Annotated in this window: 16 protein-coding genes; 6 read left to right on the top strand and 10 right to left on the bottom strand. The window is 54.2% G+C overall.

What is annotated here, in order from left to right:
• Nucleotides 1–22: 22 nt before the first annotated feature.
• Nucleotides 23–370, bottom strand: coding sequence for a YacC family pilotin-like protein (locus tag AC0TNG_RS13475; RefSeq protein WP_014882582.1), 348 nt, complete (start codon nt 368–370; stop codon nt 23–25).
• Between the two features lie 145 nt (nt 371–515).
• Here AC0TNG_RS13475 and cueO point away from each other — a divergent pair, with 145 nt between their 5' ends.
• On the top strand, nt 516–2,084 hold the full coding sequence (gene cueO, locus AC0TNG_RS13470) for a multicopper oxidase CueO (RefSeq protein WP_473712525.1): 1,569 nt from the start codon (nt 516–518) through the stop codon (nt 2,082–2,084).
• Between the two features lie 90 nt (nt 2,085–2,174).
• On the opposite strand, the gene AC0TNG_RS13465 is transcribed toward cueO, so the two are convergent.
• Nucleotides 2,175–4,565 carry a glucose/quinate/shikimate family membrane-bound PQQ-dependent dehydrogenase gene (locus AC0TNG_RS13465; RefSeq protein WP_473712524.1) on the bottom strand — a complete coding sequence of 797 codons (2,391 nt, stop codon included), beginning with the start codon at nt 4,563–4,565 and terminating at the stop codon, nt 2,175–2,177.
• 208 nt (nt 4,566–4,773) lie between these two features.
• On the opposite strand from AC0TNG_RS13465, the gene hpt reads away from it, so the two are divergent.
• Nucleotides 4,774–5,310, top strand: coding sequence for a hypoxanthine phosphoribosyltransferase (gene hpt / locus AC0TNG_RS13460; RefSeq protein ID WP_008501948.1), 537 nt, complete (start codon nt 4,774–4,776; stop codon nt 5,308–5,310).
• A 61-nt stretch (nt 5,311–5,371) separates the two neighbouring features.
• Here the strand turns inward: hpt and can are convergent, their stop codons facing one another.
• The gene (gene can / locus AC0TNG_RS13455; RefSeq protein WP_008501947.1) at nt 5,372–6,034 is read right to left on the bottom strand and encodes a carbonate dehydratase; all 663 of its coding nucleotides are present in this window, start codon (nt 6,032–6,034) and stop codon (nt 5,372–5,374) included.
• Nucleotides 6,035–6,141: 107 nt separating this feature from the next.
• Here can and AC0TNG_RS13450 point away from each other — a divergent pair, with 107 nt between their 5' ends.
• From AC0TNG_RS13450 to AC0TNG_RS13435, 4 genes are all read left to right on the top strand, one after another.
• Entirely contained in the window at nt 6,142–7,068 is a 927-nt protein-coding gene (locus AC0TNG_RS13450) for an ABC transporter ATP-binding protein (protein ID WP_008501946.1), read from the top strand.
• Nucleotides 7,065–7,835 carry an ABC transporter permease gene (locus AC0TNG_RS13445; RefSeq protein WP_023334536.1) on the top strand — a complete coding sequence of 257 codons (771 nt, stop codon included), beginning with the start codon at nt 7,065–7,067 and terminating at the stop codon, nt 7,833–7,835. The genes AC0TNG_RS13450 and AC0TNG_RS13445 overlap by 4 nt, the downstream gene beginning before the upstream one ends.
• Before the next feature lie 104 nt (nt 7,836–7,939).
• Complete coding sequence (locus tag AC0TNG_RS13440) at nt 7,940–8,380, top strand: PTS sugar transporter subunit IIA (RefSeq protein ID WP_473712523.1); 441 nt, start codon at nt 7,940–7,942, stop codon at nt 8,378–8,380.
• A 64-nt stretch (nt 8,381–8,444) separates the two neighbouring features.
• Nucleotides 8,445–9,692: a polysaccharide deacetylase family protein gene (locus tag AC0TNG_RS13435; protein WP_024907488.1), complete on the top strand. Its 1,248-nt coding sequence runs from the start codon at nt 8,445–8,447 to the stop codon at nt 9,690–9,692.
• A gap of 1 nt (nt 9,693) precedes the next feature.
• Here AC0TNG_RS13435 and AC0TNG_RS13430 read toward each other — a convergent pair whose 3' ends face one another.
• The 7 genes from AC0TNG_RS13430 to AC0TNG_RS13400 all read right to left on the bottom strand — a co-directional run bounded on the left by AC0TNG_RS13430 (nt 9,694) and on the right by AC0TNG_RS13400 (nt 16,650).
• The gene (locus AC0TNG_RS13430) at nt 9,694–10,755 is read right to left on the bottom strand and encodes a fimbrial protein StkG (RefSeq protein WP_024907489.1); all 1,062 of its coding nucleotides are present in this window, start codon (nt 10,753–10,755) and stop codon (nt 9,694–9,696) included.
• Nucleotides 10,756–10,767: 12 nt separating this feature from the next.
• Nucleotides 10,768–11,370 (bottom strand): fimbrial-like protein, encoded by a 603-nt coding sequence (locus AC0TNG_RS13425; RefSeq protein ID WP_024907490.1) that lies wholly within the window; start codon nt 11,368–11,370, stop codon nt 10,768–10,770.
• A 14-nt stretch (nt 11,371–11,384) separates the two neighbouring features.
• Nucleotides 11,385–11,927 (bottom strand): fimbrial protein, encoded by a 543-nt coding sequence (locus AC0TNG_RS13420; RefSeq protein WP_024907491.1) that lies wholly within the window; start codon nt 11,925–11,927, stop codon nt 11,385–11,387.
• A 25-nt stretch (nt 11,928–11,952) separates the two neighbouring features.
• Nucleotides 11,953–12,528, bottom strand: a complete 576-nt coding sequence (locus tag AC0TNG_RS13415) for a fimbrial protein (RefSeq protein WP_024907492.1) — start codon at nt 12,526–12,528, stop codon at nt 11,953–11,955.
• Between the two features lie 22 nt (nt 12,529–12,550).
• Nucleotides 12,551–15,145, bottom strand: coding sequence for an outer membrane usher protein (locus AC0TNG_RS13410; RefSeq protein WP_473712522.1), 2,595 nt, complete (start codon nt 15,143–15,145; stop codon nt 12,551–12,553).
• Nucleotides 15,146–15,224: 79 nt separating this feature from the next.
• On the bottom strand, nt 15,225–15,968 hold the full coding sequence (locus AC0TNG_RS13405; protein WP_473712521.1) for a fimbrial chaperone: 744 nt from the start codon (nt 15,966–15,968) through the stop codon (nt 15,225–15,227).
• 79 nt (nt 15,969–16,047) lie between these two features.
• On the bottom strand, nt 16,048–16,650 hold the full coding sequence (locus AC0TNG_RS13400) for a fimbrial protein (RefSeq protein WP_024907495.1): 603 nt from the start codon (nt 16,648–16,650) through the stop codon (nt 16,048–16,050).
• Nucleotides 16,651–16,674: the final 24 nt, after the last annotated feature.

Here is a 16,674-nt window from a genome sequence, read left to right as displayed (position 1 = left end):
TCAACAGGGGGCGTCGGGAAGGTTATTTGACGTAGGCGAGCAGGCTGAGTGAGTCGCGAGCCAGCGCTTTGCATTTTTTGGCAGTGGGGATACCAATACCGCTTAGGTCGCGGTAGCTGTCTTCGCCGAGCGCCTTCATGTCGAAGCTGTCGTAGTTGCTGAGATCCCACTGGTTCTGCTGGGCAAAAAAGACCAGCGCGCGGCGAATTTGCCCGTTGGGTAAATTCTGGTAGCCGCAATCATTTTTCAGGAATACAAAAACCGCCGTTAAATCGGCCATATCTTCCGCTTCATTTTCACTTAGCGCATAGCTGTTCGCACACATTGCCATCAGGCTACCGAACAAAATTGTCCTGAAAAACGTCTTCATTGCTTCTACCACTTCTTCACGGAAAATTAACGTTAGCATACTTGATGCCAGTGCGACGATCTTTATTATTGCCGCTTGACTTGACCTTCCGGTAAGGGGAGGGTTTATGCTCAAAAGATCGCCTGCTGGAAATAAGGAAATGAACATGCAACGTCGTGATTTTTTAAAATATTCCGTTGCGCTGGGTGCTGCCAGCGCATTACCCCTCTGGAGCCGCGCGGTTTTCGCGGCTGACAGGCCTGCCTTACCCATCCCTGACTTGCTGACCGCGGATGCCCGTAGCCGTATCAAGCTTGTTGTTCAGTCCGGCAACACGCTGTTCGGTGCGGACAACGCGACGACCTGGGGCTATAACGGCAATCTGCTCGGCCCGGCGCTACAGCTGCGCAAAGGGAAAGCGGTGACGGTGGATATCCACAACACGCTTGCCGAAGAGACGACGCTGCACTGGCACGGGCTGGAAGTGCCGGGTGAGGTAGACGGCGGGCCGCAGGGCGTCATCAAAGCGGGCGGCACGCGCAGCGTCACCTTTACGCCCGACCAGCGCGCGGCAACCTGCTGGTTCCATCCGCATCAGCATGGCAAAACGGGCCATCAGGTGGCGATGGGGCTGGCGGGACTGGTGCTGATTGAAGACGACGAGAGTCGCCTGCTGCGCCTGCCGAAACAGTGGGGCATCGACGACGTGCCGGTGATTGTGCAGGACAAGAAATTCACCGCGGACGGGCAAATTGACTACCAGCTGGACGTGATGAGCGCGGCGGTAGGCTGGTTTGGCGACACGCTGTTGACCAACGGCGCCATTTATCCTCAGCATGCCGCGCCGAAAGGCTGGCTGCGCCTGCGTCTGCTGAACGGCTGTAACGCGCGTTCACTCAACTTCGCCACCAGCGATAAGCGTCCGCTGTACGTAGTGGCAAGCGACGGTGGACTTCTGCCGGAGCCGGAAAAAGTAAGCGAACTGCCGATGCTGATGGGCGAGCGCTTCGAGGTGCTGGTGGATATCAGCGACGGCAAGGCGTTTGATCTTGTGACCCTGCCGGTTAGCCAGATGGGGATGGCGGTCGCACCGTTTGACAAGCCGCATCCGGTGCTGCGTATTCAGCCGTTACTGGTGACCGCTTCCGGCACGCTGCCTGATACGTTAACCACTCTGCCAGCACTCCCGTCGCTTGATGGTCTTACGCAGCGTAAGCTGCAGCTCTCCATGAACCCGATGCTCGATATGATGGGCATGCAGGCGCTGATGGCGAAATATGGCGATAAGGCGATGGCGGGGATGCATCACGGGCAGATGATGGGTCATATGAATATGGACCACGGCAAAATGGGCGGCATGGGGAACATGGATCACGGCGACCATGGCTTTGATTTCCACAACGCCAATATGATCAACGGTAAAGCGTTTGACATGAACACGCCGATGTTTGCTGCGACAAAAAGGCAGTTTGAGCGCTGGGTGATTTCAGGTGAAGGGGACATGATGCTGCATCCGTTCCATATCCACGGTACCCAGTTCCGCATTCTTTCTGAGAACGGCAAAGCGCCGGATGCGCATCGCGCGGGCTGGAAAGATACGGTGAGAGTGGAAGGCGGCGTCAGCGAGGTGCTGGTGAAGTTTGACCACGACGCGCCGAAGGAGTTTGCCTATATGGCGCACTGCCATCTGCTGGAGCATGAAGATACGGGGATGATGCTCGGGTTCACTGTTTAAAACAGTGCGGCCTGATGCCCTCACCCTGGCCCTCTCCCACAGGGAGAGGGAACAAACACAAAAACGGCAACCGAGGTTGCCGTTTTGCTTTTATTTGCCTTCGTCAGGCAACGCATACGCGACAATATAGTCGCCCATCTTCGTGCCAAACGAACCGTGACCGCCCGCAGAGATGACAACGTACTGCTTGCCATTCACTTCATAGGTCATCGGCGTAGCCTGTCCGCCAGCCGGCAGACGGCCTTGCCACAGTTTTTCACCGTTGGTCATGTTGTACGCGCGCAGGTAGTTATCTGCGGTTGCCGCGATGAACAGCACGTTACCGGCGGTGGAAATTGGGCCACCCAGCATCGGCATACCCATATTAAACGGCACAGGAACCGGCATCGGGAACGGCATGCTGTCCTGCGGGGTGCCAATACGTTTTTTCCACACGATCTGGTTGGTTTTCAGATCCAGACCGGAGATGTAACCCCAGGCAGGCTGTTTACACGGCAGACCAAACGGCGACAGGAACGGGTTCAGCGTTACGCCGAACGGTACGCCATACTGCGGCTGAATACCGGCTTCGGTACCGCTGCCTTTCGCGTCTTTCGGCTGCTCCATTGGGTTGCCTGGACCGCGTGGGATCAGACGGGAAACGAACGGCAGCGCCATTGGGTTGGCGATCGCTACCTGACGGTTAGGGTCAACGGAGATCCCGCCCCACTCGAACATCCCCAGGTTACCCGGGAAGACCAGCGTGCCCTGCTCAGAAGGCGGCGTGAAGATGCCTTCATAGCGCAGCTGATGGAACATCACGCGGCACACCAGCTGGTCAAACATCGTGGCACCCCACATGTCTGCCCCGCTGAGGTCTTTCTTCGGACGGAAGCTCAGGTCAGAGAACGGCTGGGTTTTGCTGACGTAATCGCCTTTCGCCGCACCCTGCGGAACCGGTTTTTCCGGTGCCGGCACAACCAGCTTGCCGTTGCTGCGATCCAGAACGAAGATGTTGCCGGTCTTGGCCGGGGCGTAAATCACCGGAACGGTTTTGCCGTCAACGGTAATGTCCGCCAGCGTCGGCTGGGACGGCATATCCATATCCCACAGATCGTGGTGTACGGTCTGATAGCTCCACGCCAGCTTACCGGTGGTCGCGTTCAGCGCCACGATAGCACTCGCATAACGTTCCTGCTCCGGCGTGCGGTTACCGCCCCAGATATCTGGCGTAGTAACGCCCATCGGCAGGTAGACCAGGTCCAGCTTCGCGTCATACGCAGCCGGGGCCCAGGAGTTTGGCGAGTTAAAGGTAAAGGTGTGCTCGTCCGACGGGATCGCATTCGGATCTTTCGCGCCCGGGTCGAAGGCCCACAGCAGTTTACCGGTATTCACGTCGAAACCGCGGATAACGCCGGAGGTTTCACGCGTGGAGAAGTTATCCGTTACCGAACCGGCAATCACGATGGTTTTATCGGTGATGATCGGCGGCGAGGTTGGCTCATACAGACCCGGCGTGGTGTCCGGCATGTTGGTCTGCAGATTCAGGATACCTTTGTTGGCAAAGGTTTCGCACAGCTTGCCCGTTTCGGCATTGATGGCGAACAGACGGCCATCGTTCACCGGCAGCATGATGCGGCGCGGACAGTCGGCAACCACTTCCGGGCTCGCGTTATCGGCGCGCGCTTCGTGATAAGAGACGCCACGGCAGGTCACGTGCTGGAAGGACGGGTTGGAGTTTAGCTGCGGATCGAAGTGCCATTTCTCTTTACCGGTGGCCGCGTCGAGCGCGAACAGACGCTGGTGCGCCGTACACAGATAAAGCATGTTGCCCACTTTGATCGGGGTGACTTCGTTGGTCAGCTCGCCCGGATCGTTCGGCATCTTCAGGTCGCCGGTACGGAATACCCAGGCTTCTTTCAGGTTCTTAACGTTGTCCGCGTTGATCTGCTTCAGCGGAGAGTAGCGTTGACCTTCCTGATTACGACCATACGCAGGCCAGTCGCCGTCCGCCACCTGCGAGATAGCCGCCGCAGGCGTCGATTCTGCGTTCAGCGTACCGTTGATCTCCTGCGGGTCGTTAAAACCGGCCCAGGTCAGAATGCCGCCGGTAATCAGCAGGGCAACAACCAGGCCCGCCACAGCACCGCTGGAAGGCACAATCAGGCGACGCCACACGAACGGCAGGATCAGCCAGATACCGAAGAAGACCAGGATGTCGCTGCGCGGCGTCAGCGCCCAGAAGTCAAAGCCGACTTCCCAGACGCCCCAGATCATGGTGGCAAGAAGGAGTGCGGCATACAGCCACAGTGCAGATTGTTTTCTACGCCAGAGCAGGACGGTTACGCCAAGCATAACCAGGCCCGCAATCGGGTAGTACCAGGAGCCGCCGATCGCGACCAGCCAGACGCCACCGATTAACAGATACAGCGCGCAGAAGGCTGCGAACGCCGCTGTTAATGTCACCAGTAGACGCGGCTGTTTAGAGTTTGTTTCAGCCATAGAAAGTGTACTCGTCAGTTTTTGTTAATAATTTGCTAGCAACTAATTATAGGTATTAACAAGTGTGATCGGAATCACAATATTTGCTTTTTATAACTCATACGCCAGGGTTATCCATTTGCTGATATAATGGCTGGCTTGCGTATCAGTGCTGGATATTAACTCATCCGTATTGAGAGATTTTCATCAAAATCATTTGGTTAGTAATATGAAACATACTGTTGAAGTGATGATCCCGGAAGCCGAGATCAAAGCGCGTATCGCCGAACTGGGTCGTCAAATCACCGAACATTACAAGGACAGCGGCAGTGAAATGGTGCTGGTCGGTCTGTTGCGCGGCTCTTTCATGTTCATGGCGGACCTGTGCCGTGAAGTGCATGTGCCCCATGAGGTCGATTTTATGACCGCCTCCAGCTACGGCAGCGGCATGTCCACCACCCGTGATGTGAAAATCCTGAAAGATCTGGATGAAGATATTCGTGGTAAAGATGTGTTGATCGTGGAAGACATCATCGACTCCGGCAACACGCTGTCAAAAGTGCGCGAGATCCTGAGCCTGCGTGAGCCAAAATCGCTGGCGATTTGCACCCTGCTGGATAAGCCTGACCGCCGTGAAGTGCAGGTGCCGGTAGAGTTTGTCGGTTTCTCTATCCCGGACGAGTTCGTCGTCGGTTACGGTATTGACTACGCGCAGCGCTATCGCCATCTGCCGTATGTTGGGAAAGTGGTATTGCTGGACGAGTAATTGCGGGCTGATGCCCTCACCCCGGCCCTCTCCCACAGGGAGAGGGAGAAAATCCCCGGCTTTATTTATGGTTCACATGCTTAAGCTGAAGGTTGGCAATTCCCGAACGGTAACGTTGCTCCAGCGTTTCCCGGTTGGTGGCAGTCACTTCCAGATTGCGCAGCAGACCGTCGTGAATGCCGTACGCCCAGCCGTGGATCGAGACCTTCTGCCCGCGTTTCCACGCCGATTGCATGATCGTTGAGTGGCCCAGGTTATACACCTGCTCCATCACGTTGAGTTCGCACAGGGTATCCATGCGACGCTCCTGCGGCATTTCGCCCAGCAGTGAGCTATGTTTGAACCAGATGTCGCGGATGTGCAGCAGCCAGTTATCAATGAGCCCCAGTTCCGTGTTTTCAACCGCCGCCTGCACGCCGCCGCAGCCGTAGTGGCCGCAAATGATGATGTGCTCGACTTGCAGAACATCCACGGCATACTGAACAACAGAAAGACAGTTGAGATCGGTGTGAATCACCAGGTTAGCCACGTTGCGGTGAACAAACAGTTCGCCGGGCTCGAGGCCGGTCAGGCGCTCCGCCGGTACGCGGCTGTCGGAGCATCCAATCCAGAGAAAGCGTGGGTTTTGCGCCTGCGCGAGTTTTCCAAAAAATCCGGGGTCTTCCTCCACCAGCATTTTTGACCATAGTGCATTGTTGCTGATGAGTGTATCTATGTTGTTCATGGAGGTTAGCGACCTGTAACCGAGTAATTGCGTTGCGCTACTATAGGGTAACCCGACTTTTAATGAAACCACACAACGTGTGTCAGAACGGAAGGTAAGTTAATTTCATGGCAATTGCACTGGAGCTTGAGCAGCTTAAAAAAACCTATCCGGGCGGCGTTCAGGCGCTGCGCGGAATAGATCTAAAAGTAGAGGCCGGTGATTTTTATGCGCTTCTGGGGCCGAACGGGGCGGGGAAATCGACCACCATTGGGATCATCAGTTCGCTGGTCAATAAAACCTCCGGCCGGGTGAGCGTCTTTGGTTATGACCTGCAAAAAGATGTGGTGAACGCCAAGCGCCAGCTGGGTCTGGTGCCGCAGGAGTTCAACTTCAATCCGTTTGAAACGGTGCAGCAGATCGTCGTTAACCAGGCGGGTTATTACGGCGTCGAGCGTAAAGAGGCCCTGGAGCGGAGCGAAAAATACCTCAAGCAGCTCGATCTGTGGGAAAAGCGTAACGAACGCGCGCGGATGTTGTCCGGCGGGATGAAGCGCCGCCTGATGATTGCCCGCGCGCTGATGCACGAGCCAAAGCTGCTGATCCTTGATGAGCCGACGGCGGGTGTCGATATCGAACTTCGTCGTTCCATGTGGGGCTTCCTGAAAGATCTCAACGACAAAGGCACCACCATTATTCTGACCACCCACTACCTTGAAGAGGCTGAAATGCTGTGCCGCAACATCGGCATCATTCAGCACGGCGAGCTGGTGGAAAACACCTCGATGAAGAACCTGCTCTCCAAGCTGAAATCAGAAACCTTCATTCTCGATCTGGCGGCAAAGAGCCCGCTGCCGAAGCTGGAAGGGTATCAGTATCGTCTTGTCGATACCTCGACGCTGGAAGTGGAAGTGCTGCGCGAGCAGGGCATCAACAGCGTGTTCTCGCAGCTGAGCGCGCAGGGGATTCAGGTCTTAAGTATGCGTAACAAAGCGAACCGACTGGAAGAGCTGTTTGTCTCTCTGGTGCAGGATAAACAAGGAGACAAGGCATGACGCATCTTTACTGGGTCGCGCTGAAAAGCATCTGGGCGAAAGAGATTAACCGCTTTATGCGCATCTGGGTGCAAACCCTGGTGCCGCCAGTCATTACGATGACTCTGTACTTCATTATTTTCGGTAACCTGATAGGTTCCCGGATTGGTGAGATGCACGGCTTTACCTATATGCAGTTTATCGTGCCGGGCCTGATTATGATGGCGGTGATCACCAACGCCTATGCCAACGTGGCGTCGTCATTCTTCAGCGCCAAGTTCCAGCGCAACATCGAAGAGCTGCTGGTCGCGCCGGTACCGACGCACGTTATTATCGCCGGCTATGTCGGCGGCGGCGTGGCGCGCGGGCTGTGCGTGGGGATCCTGGTCACGGCGATTTCGCTGTTCTTCGTGCCGTTCCAGGTGCACTCGTGGCTGTTTGTGGCGCTGACGCTGCTCCTGACGGCGATCCTGTTCTCGCTGGCCGGTCTGCTGAACGCCGTGTTCGCCAAAACGTTTGACGACATCAGCCTGATCCCGACCTTCGTGCTGACGCCGTTGACCTATCTCGGCGGGGTGTTCTACTCCCTGACGCTGCTGCCACCGTTCTGGCAGGCGCTGTCGCACCTGAATCCGATTGTCTACATGATCAGCGGCTTCCGTTTTGGCTTCCTCGGTATCACTGACGTGCCGCTGTTTACCACGGTGGCGGTGCTGGTGGTGTTCATCATCGCCTTCTACCTGCTGTGCTGGTATCTGATCCAGCGCGGGCGCGGTCTGCGCAGCTAATCTTTTGCCCGGCGACATTCTGTCTGCCGGGCACTTTCTTTGACAGTTATCACCGAAAGCTAACCTTCACTCCGCTAAACTACTTCCCTGCTAAGGAGAGAGTTATGCTGGGATGGGTTATCACCTGCCACGATGAACGGGCGCAGGACATGCTGGACAAGCTTGAAGCCAGATTTGGCCCGCTGGCACAGTGCCGGGCGGTAAATTACTGGCGCGGGTTGAGCACCAATATGCTGAGCCGCATGATGTGCGATGCCCTGCATGAAACGGACACCGGTGATGGCGTCATTTTTTTGACCGATAAATCGGGCGCGGCGCCTTACCGCGCAGCCGCTTTGCTGAGCCATAAGCATGATTGCTGTGAGGTGATCTCGGGCATCAGCCTTCCATTACTTGAAGCGATGTATCCGCAGCGTGAAACGTTAACCAGCGCCGGGTTCCGGAACGCTATCGTCGCGCAGGGCGCGCCGGACGTCAGCAGCTTATGGCATCAGCAGCAAAAAAATCCTCCTTTCGTCCTGCTCCATGATCTGTATAAGAATTAAACGTTGGTATTGATGTCGCTTTTGCTACAATGGCATAAGTATTTCCGCTTCGAATAAGACCCTCATGTTCACGCGTATTGTTTTCCTGTTATTGATGTTCGTGTCCGGCACGTCTTCTGCCAGTTTATTAAGTCAGCAAAGAATGCCTGCTCAATATATGCAAACCACCGAAGATGCGGCGATTTGGGCGCAGGTCGGCAACAGCGTCATTAACGTCGGCAACGTGCGGGCAGGGCAGATCCTTGCGGTGGTACCTGCGGCGGCGGACTACTATGAATTCCGCTTCGGATTTGGCACGGGATTTATCGACAAGGGACACCTGGAGCCGGTGCAGGGTAAACAGCGCGTCGAGGATGGGCTGGGAGATCTAAATAAACCGCTGAGCAATCAAAACCTGATAACGTGGAAAGACACGCCCGTTTATAACGCCCCGAACAACGGTAGCGCACCCTTCGGCACCCTGAGCAGCAATCTGCGCTATCCGATCCTGAACAAGCTTAAAGACCGACTGAATCAGACCTGGTTCCAGATCCGCATCGGCAACCGCCTGGCGTGGATCAGCAGCCTGGACGCGCAGGAAGATAATGGCATTCCGGTCATTACCTATCACCATATTTTGCGCGACGAGGAGAACACCCGTTTCCGCCATACCTCCACGACCACCAGCGTGCGGGCATTCAGCAACCAGATGACCTGGCTGCGCGATCAGGGCTATACCACCCTGACGATGTACCAGCTGGAAGGGTATGTGCGTAACAAAATGAATCTGCCGGCGAAATCGGTGGTGATTACCTTCGACGACGGCCTGAAGTCCGTTAACCGCTATGCTTACCCGATCCTCAAAGCGTATGGCTTTAAGGCGACGGCGTTTATTATCTCCTCGCGCATCAAGCGCCATCCGCAAAAATGGGCGCCGAAATCCCTGCAGTTTATGAGCGTGTCGGAGCTGGAGCAGATGCATGACGTGTTCGACTATCAGTCCCACACGCACTTCCTGCACCGCGTCGACGACAACCATCAGCCCATTTTACTGAGCCGCAGCTATCACAATATTTTGTTTGATTTTAAGCGCTCGCGCAGGGACCTGGCGCAGTTTAACCCGCACGTGCTTTACCTCTCGTATCCGTTCGGCGGCTACGACGATAAAGCGATTAAAGCCGCAAATGATGCCGGGTTTCATCTGGCGGTGACGACGGTACGCGGGAAGGTCAAGCCGGGGGATAATCCGTTCTTGCTGAAGCGCCTGTATATTTTAAGAACGGATTCGCTGGAGACCATGTCGCGGCTGGTCAGCAACCAGCCGCAGGGGTAGGTTATTTGTAGGTCACCTGGAAGGTGATGGTTGTACCGAAAACGCCCGCGGTGACGGCTTCCGTGTTGGTTTTCACCAGTTTGGCTTTATAGGTGGCGTTAACCTGGTACACCGGAGTCCCTATCGGGTTACCTGCTGCGATAGTTTCTGACTGGTTATTATGGATCTGCGAGTAGGCGGGTGAGTGCAGTTTTACCCCCACACCTTTGGCGGGGGTGACGCCGGTAGAACCGTTGACCGCGTTGGTAAAGAGAGCCCCATCCGCCGTGGTATGTTCTGAGACCACTTTGGCATCCACCTCAATGACGTTTGCGCATGAGCCTTCGATTTTAAACGGAACCTCTGTTGTGCGGTCGCTTTCCAGATCGGAACGATACCAGTTACCCAGATCAACTGTCGTTGGCGCGCGAAGCACGCAGGTGGGTGCGTGAAACGGCAGCTGGAACGACATCTCATTGATATTGATCGGGACGCGGGGATGATCGCTCTCGGTTCCGGTATGAGGATCGCCAATTACCGCGTGCCCTAGCGGGCCGCCCGCTGCCGTTAAAAACTCCACGTCTGTGGGAAGACCTTTAAACGTGGGATCCTGGTAAATATCCATTCTGGCATGCCAGTACCTGGCGTTGACGGCGCCCTCATTGTTATTCGCGTCTCCGGTTTCATAGTAATCCCCCGATTGTGGGGGAAACCACGCGGTAACGGTATTTCCGTCCGGATAAATCGCCAGGGTATAGTAAATGCCTTCCACGTTGGTGCGAAACGTCGCGTGACCGTTTACGTCTCCCCACAGCAATGCGTTGTCGGTCATTTGCCAGACGCTTTCACCATCGTTACCGACGTTGCAGGAGGACTGTAACGGTGTGTTAAACTCCAGGAGGATCGTGGGGCTGATCTGCGTGGGCACCGCAATGGTTCCTGGCGGGAGCGGGACGATCATCGTTGACATGCCTGGCATAATCGTCCGGGCGTTGCCGTCATTAAATTTACACTCCATGGCGGCCTGCGCTGCGCCAGAGGCGCTAAGCGCAATCAGCGTGAGCCAAAAGCGTTTCAGTCTCATCAATAATTCCTTTTATTCGTAGTTCACGTCTACCAGCACGTTGCTGGTGACAAGCCCGCCGGTCACTTCCCCGGTGTTCTGGTAGCGTGCGGAGAACTGATAATCCGTTAAGTAATCAGCGCCAACGTTGTAAACCACCTTTGAACTGCCATCGCTGTTTAACACGTTGGTTTTAAAGGCGGAGGAAAACACGACAATGCCCACGTTTTGCGCCGCGCCTGAGGTGGCATCGTCGTTTTTAAAGACCTGTTTCTGATTACCGGCAAAACCCGATTGCGGTGAAAATGAAAACTGTAGCTGCTTTATCCCCGTCCCGCCGCCGCTGCTTTGGTGGCAATCATCCACATGAATGGTAAACGGTGTGCCTTCGGCGTAGTCCGTCGGTGAAAAACGGGGGCTGCTGTCGCCGTTGTAAAACCAGTTGCGCATCACTACGGGCAGATAGATGTCGCCACCGTTTTCCACCGTGAGTTTACAGGTGCTGTTGATGATGTTTGCCGTCAGATTAACATCCATGCCGCCATCTGCACGGGCAATGCCAGGCAGATGGCCGGTAGCCAGCCCAATAAGCAACACAAGACCGGGCTGGCGTAAAAAAAACGGTAATTGTTGCATCATAAGAACCTGTTTTACTCGTATCCAACCGTGAAGGTCACTGGCGCGCTTATTGCGCCTGGCACCGGTGTCTTGCCACTGGCGGCGACAATACGGGAAGTCATCGGGAATTCAGCGACACCACCGGATACAGTCACCTTCTGCGCAGCAGGAGGGGTTGTGCAGCTCATTTGATTACCGGCCACATCCGCAGCATCACCTTTCCACACTTCAAAACCGGTATTTGTTGTATCTGCAGGTGTGGTATAAGCCTCTCCCGTACATACGCCACCCGAACCTACTGCTGCTGCTACTGATGCTTCGGTAACACCATTGCAGGCAGTGAATTTGATGGTCAGTGGTTTGGTCAGTTTACCAACGTCTGATGTGTAGATATCGCCAAAAGCAATGGTTGATGTTTGTGTTGCTCCGTCATACACCTTAGCGGTACAGGTACCGGTTGTTATGGTTGTTACAAATGTCATCTCGGCGCTACTGGTGCCCTCGATGGCGGCTGCCATTCCGGAGAACAAAATAGCAGAGACGGACAGAGCAATAATAGACAAGTTAGATTTCATTGTGGTGCTCCATATTCTTCTCAACTCATTGATATTCGAAATTAAAAGTTGCTTTGGCGCTAAAATTACCAGCGGTGATACCAGGTGAGGTGGTGGTTTCACGTATGGCGGCGACGAGCTTAAGTTCTCCAGCGCTCCTTTCCGCAGCAGTCCAGGTCAGATTACCGTCCTCGCCGGGTTTGATTAGGGTTTCGCTGGCATCTTCCTCACGGGCTATTCCGACACCTGATTGGCCACTGGCTCCGCTGCCCGAAAGCCCGTTTTTGATGAGAGAGGCGTTATACCCAGAGACATCGCCAGTCAGTGTCGTTTTTAATTGCGTTAATGATTGCGGGCATTCCACCATCTTTATCTGGAATGCTGCTTGAGCGTTGCTGGATTTATTCTTGATATCCTCAATATGCAGATTGTTATTACCAATCGTTAGCGTCTGTGAGGTATCTGAACCTGTACCGCCGACCAGTTTCATCTGACAGGTGGTTTCCAGTACGTTGGCCGTAAAGTTAACGTCAAGGTTTTGCGCCATTGCCGTTCCCGCGCCTGCTGTCAGCACTGTGGCCATGGACAGCCGGAGGATATTGTTTCTCATACTCAGTTCCATAGGTTTTTCCCTAAACAAATCATCACATTTGGCACACTTGATTACTTAAAACCGCGGTGAGCCCCGCTTTCTTCGCTGATGGCGTAAACTGGTAATGCACCGTACAGGCGCTATCCGCGCCGTTACCCCACACCACCCGTAGCACCCCCTGCTCCTCGACCCCGCGAACATAGGTTTGACCCGCCTGGCCAACCGTTCCGACAGGTTCATTTTTGTCGTTAAAGACATCCGCGCCTAAAGGGATAAAACCCTTATCGCTGCGCTGAAGTTCCAGAATGAGTGAGCGACCTTCATCAGTTTCAAAATTCACCAGCACCACGGAGCCGTTGCGCGGCACCGCCACCGTGCTGGTATTCTTCACTTCCACGTCATTTTCCAGCGTGCTGATATCCAGCGAGACCCGGTTCTCACGGTATGGCGACATATAGGGCAGAATGGCGAAGCCGGATCTGCCGATTTCGCTATTGCCATAGTTCAGACGAGCACCTTTGGCGCCGCTGGCTTTCACCAGCGCCAGCGCGTCGTTTTCGCCAATGCTACCTGGCGCGAAGGCGACGCCGCCGGTGTGCAGCACCATCCCGCCGCTGTAGGTGGCGGCATACTGCTTGCTGTTGTCATCGCCAAATGATGCAGAAACGCCCAACGGACCATAGCCGCTGTTCCAGGAGGTATAACCGCTAATCTGGTTAAGGTTGCCGTAATTACCGCTGTTCGAGGAGGCGCTGACGGAATAGCTCACCGCATTGTTCTGGGTATTGCCGCTGGCGGAAGAGTTAAAGCTGGTGCCGCCTTTCAGGTCGGAGCGCAGGCCCATATTGATATTGGAGAAACCGCCAGACTTCCCGTCTTTGTTCGAAAAGACGCTGAGCGGAATGCTTAAGCTCAGATAAACGCTGTCGTCTTTTGCGCCCATCTGGTCATAGGTGCGCTGTAGCGACAGGCTGTAGCTACCGTAGGTAAAGCTGTTGTTGTAGCCGATGTTGTAGTTCGACGTGGAGCTATCGCCGTTCCAGTAGTCCTGCCAGGTGCCGCTGACGAACAGCGAACCATATTGCGCGTCGCCCGCCTGGAGCGGTTGGTTAATGCTGACCTGTATCTGGTTACGGATGCGCTGGTAGTCGTTATAAAGCGCTGCGCCGGAGTCATAGCTCTGGTTTTCATATTTCCGGCGATTTACGCTGTCCTGAAGCGTTGCGGCATCATCCAGACTTAAATAGTCCTCCGTGGAAAAGCGGTATGCCGCCACGTTAAACGATGTGTCAGTGGCTTCGACCACTTTGCTGTACGTTAAGCGGTAACTCTGCCCGCTGAGGGTATCGAGCCCGTCGATATTCGCATGTGAGTGCGTAACATCAAGGGCAAATGCGCCAATACGGGTGTTCATTGCTACACCTAATAGCCCGGCGTAGAAATCCGTATCCGTGAATTGCGCGCCCGCATAGCCGGTAAACGTGTTATTCAGGCCATAGAACAGCGTGGCGTAACCCACTTTGGGCCGTTCAGATAATGAATCATCATTGAGTTCACCGACGCCGACATCCCAACTCATAGCGCCAGGGCGTAGCATTTGCGTCACGGAAGAGAACGGTACGGTAAATGAACGCTTGCTTCCGTCAGCCTCTTCAATAGTGACCAGCAGGTCGTTGCCATAACCTGTGGTGCTCAGATCGTTAATTTCAAACGGGCCCGGCGGCACCGTCGTTTCGTAGATCTTGTTGCCACTCTGGGTGACGCTGATTTTCGCGTTGCTGTTAGCCGTGCCGCGAATCAGGGGGGCGTAGCTGCTGGAGCCCATCGGCAACATTCGGTCGTCGCTGTACATTCGCGCGCCACGCAGGCTGACGGCATCAAAGGCGTCGCCCCGGGTGTAGGAATCGCCGAACACCATCTGTGCGCTTAAGGGGGTAATGTCGCGCTGAAGATAGACATCCTGGCTGCTATATTCTGTGCCGTTGTCTTTATCCCAGTTCAGCGTGCCGCGTGAACGGAGTCGCCAGGGCCCCATATTAAGGCCGTAGCGTAAACCAACGTAACCGGTCTCGGATGTGCTGCCATTGTTTTCGCTGTGCCAGGCGTTCATGTCATAAGAGAGTAGTGCCGCGGGCACGCCGTTATCCCAGAGTGACGGGTCAACGTAGCCGGTAGGGCGCTTCAGGACATAAATTTGTGGAAATTGCAGATCCATCGCCTGCTTTCCGCTATCAAACACGGCGGAAGCGCCAGGATAGAACTTTTTGATATCGACGCAAGTCGTATTATCGTCATCAGGAATATCTTCCAGCATTTGTGTATCAACGCCAGCCTGTGCAAGGACGAGTCTGGTGATACATGCCGTTGCCCGCGGTGTACCATTCTCTTTGAAGGTCATTTCTACCGTTGATTTCAGTGAACCATTCAAATTCACTTTGACGCGATACGTCCCTGGTAATACCGGGTTACCATGCGCAAAACGGCTGACATCAATATTACCGCCACCATTCAGTAAAAACTGATCGTTAAACTCCACGGCATCATCACTCTCCGGCATATTTTCTACCGGCGGGGTGTCAGCGGCGTAAGCGCATAAAGGTAAAGCGGTACTGACCGCAAGGCATAATAATGAGCGTCGAAACTGCATGGTCTATCCATTTATAAATGCGGGTAATCATTGCCCGCAATGTTAAAATCGACTAACGAAGTAATAACGGGGCGTCTGTTTATTTGACGGCTGTTTCATGGTTATTGTTGCCGCCATTGTCATTAATTGTGGTGTACTGAACCGTGCCGCCAGTGGTCGTCGTCAATCCATTAACAGGCATTGCTGATTCGCTAAAAGGAAGAATGGATTTATTCGTTACCTCATATGTTTTTGCGGCGGTTTTAAATTTCACAGCGGCGATAGACACGTTATAAGGCGAATTATTGTGGGCAATCAGCGAAATACCATTTCTCTCTTGTTTCTGCGACCAGGTGACATTGACCGCTGCGTCTCCAGGGGTGCCTTTAAGCCCATCCGGACGATAGAAGAGTTTGATACGTGTACGAAATGCCAGCTGAAGCTGGTTCAGGCTTTCACCCTCTTTCGCTTTTGATTTTGGCGGAATCTCCAGAACATTAAACCAGAACAAGGATTCGCGATCCTGAGGGAGAGTCGTACCAAGATAGGTAATACGCACTGACTGACCTTTCTGAGGATCTATACGCGAGACAGGCGGCGTGATAACAAATGGCAGTTTCAGTTCCTGCGGGTTCGTGTCATCGCGGCCATCGTCGAGCCATGACTGAACCAGTAACGGTTTATTTCCACGGTTATCGAGGTTAACAATGACGTCTTTTGAGGACTGCGGGTAGATGATGCGAGTACCGGAGATCACGATATCTGCGCTTGCCTGAAATGCCGCGAGGCATACGGCAGCCAGACAGGTGATTTTGATTCCCTTGAACAATGATGCTGTAAACATTTTCCACTTCCGTTTGGAATGATGAACAACACCCCCAGCCAGCGCCGGGGGAGCATAACAGTGATGAAAACGAAATAAATTATTCGTAGATCATCGTGAAGGCGACCTGTGCCTGTACTGTACCGGCAGTGACAGGGTTGGTCGTTGCGTCCCAACCCTGACCCTGGGTGTAGGCTACGCGGTAGTAGAGATTGGCTGCATTGTTGGTAATAGTTGCTTTCTGAGTGTTGTTGGTCTGGTCGACGACGACCTGGGAGGTATCAGAGTTACCGTCGTTTGACAGTACCAGGTTTACGTTTTTAGCGGCACCCTGTGCATTTGAAGGTGGAACCAGCATACCGCCGCTAGTAGCGGTGGTTCCTGCCCATGACTTAAATTGAGCGGAGGCGGTCGTGGAAGCTGTTGTACATTCAGTCAAACTCAGCGTGAACTTCTTCTGACCCAGCGTACTGGCGGCACCCTGCGTTGCGGCGGTGAAATCTTTGACGAAAACAGTGTCCAGGTTAACGTCGAAATCGTTACCGCTCTGATCGATTTTCTGATCAAGCGAAACTTTACAGGTGTTGTTAGAGACCAGCCCGTGGAAGGTAATGGTTCCGGTATCGCCAGTTGCAGCCATTACAGAGCCAGCACTTAAAAATAGAGCCACAGCACCTGCCATTTTATATTTTTCAAAAGACATCTTTAATATCCATATTTTTAGGTT

This window comes from Enterobacter sp. PL_is514, from assembly GCF_055816715.1.
Note: the sequence above shows the minus strand (reverse complement) of the source record. Positions and strands in the feature narration are given on the sequence as shown.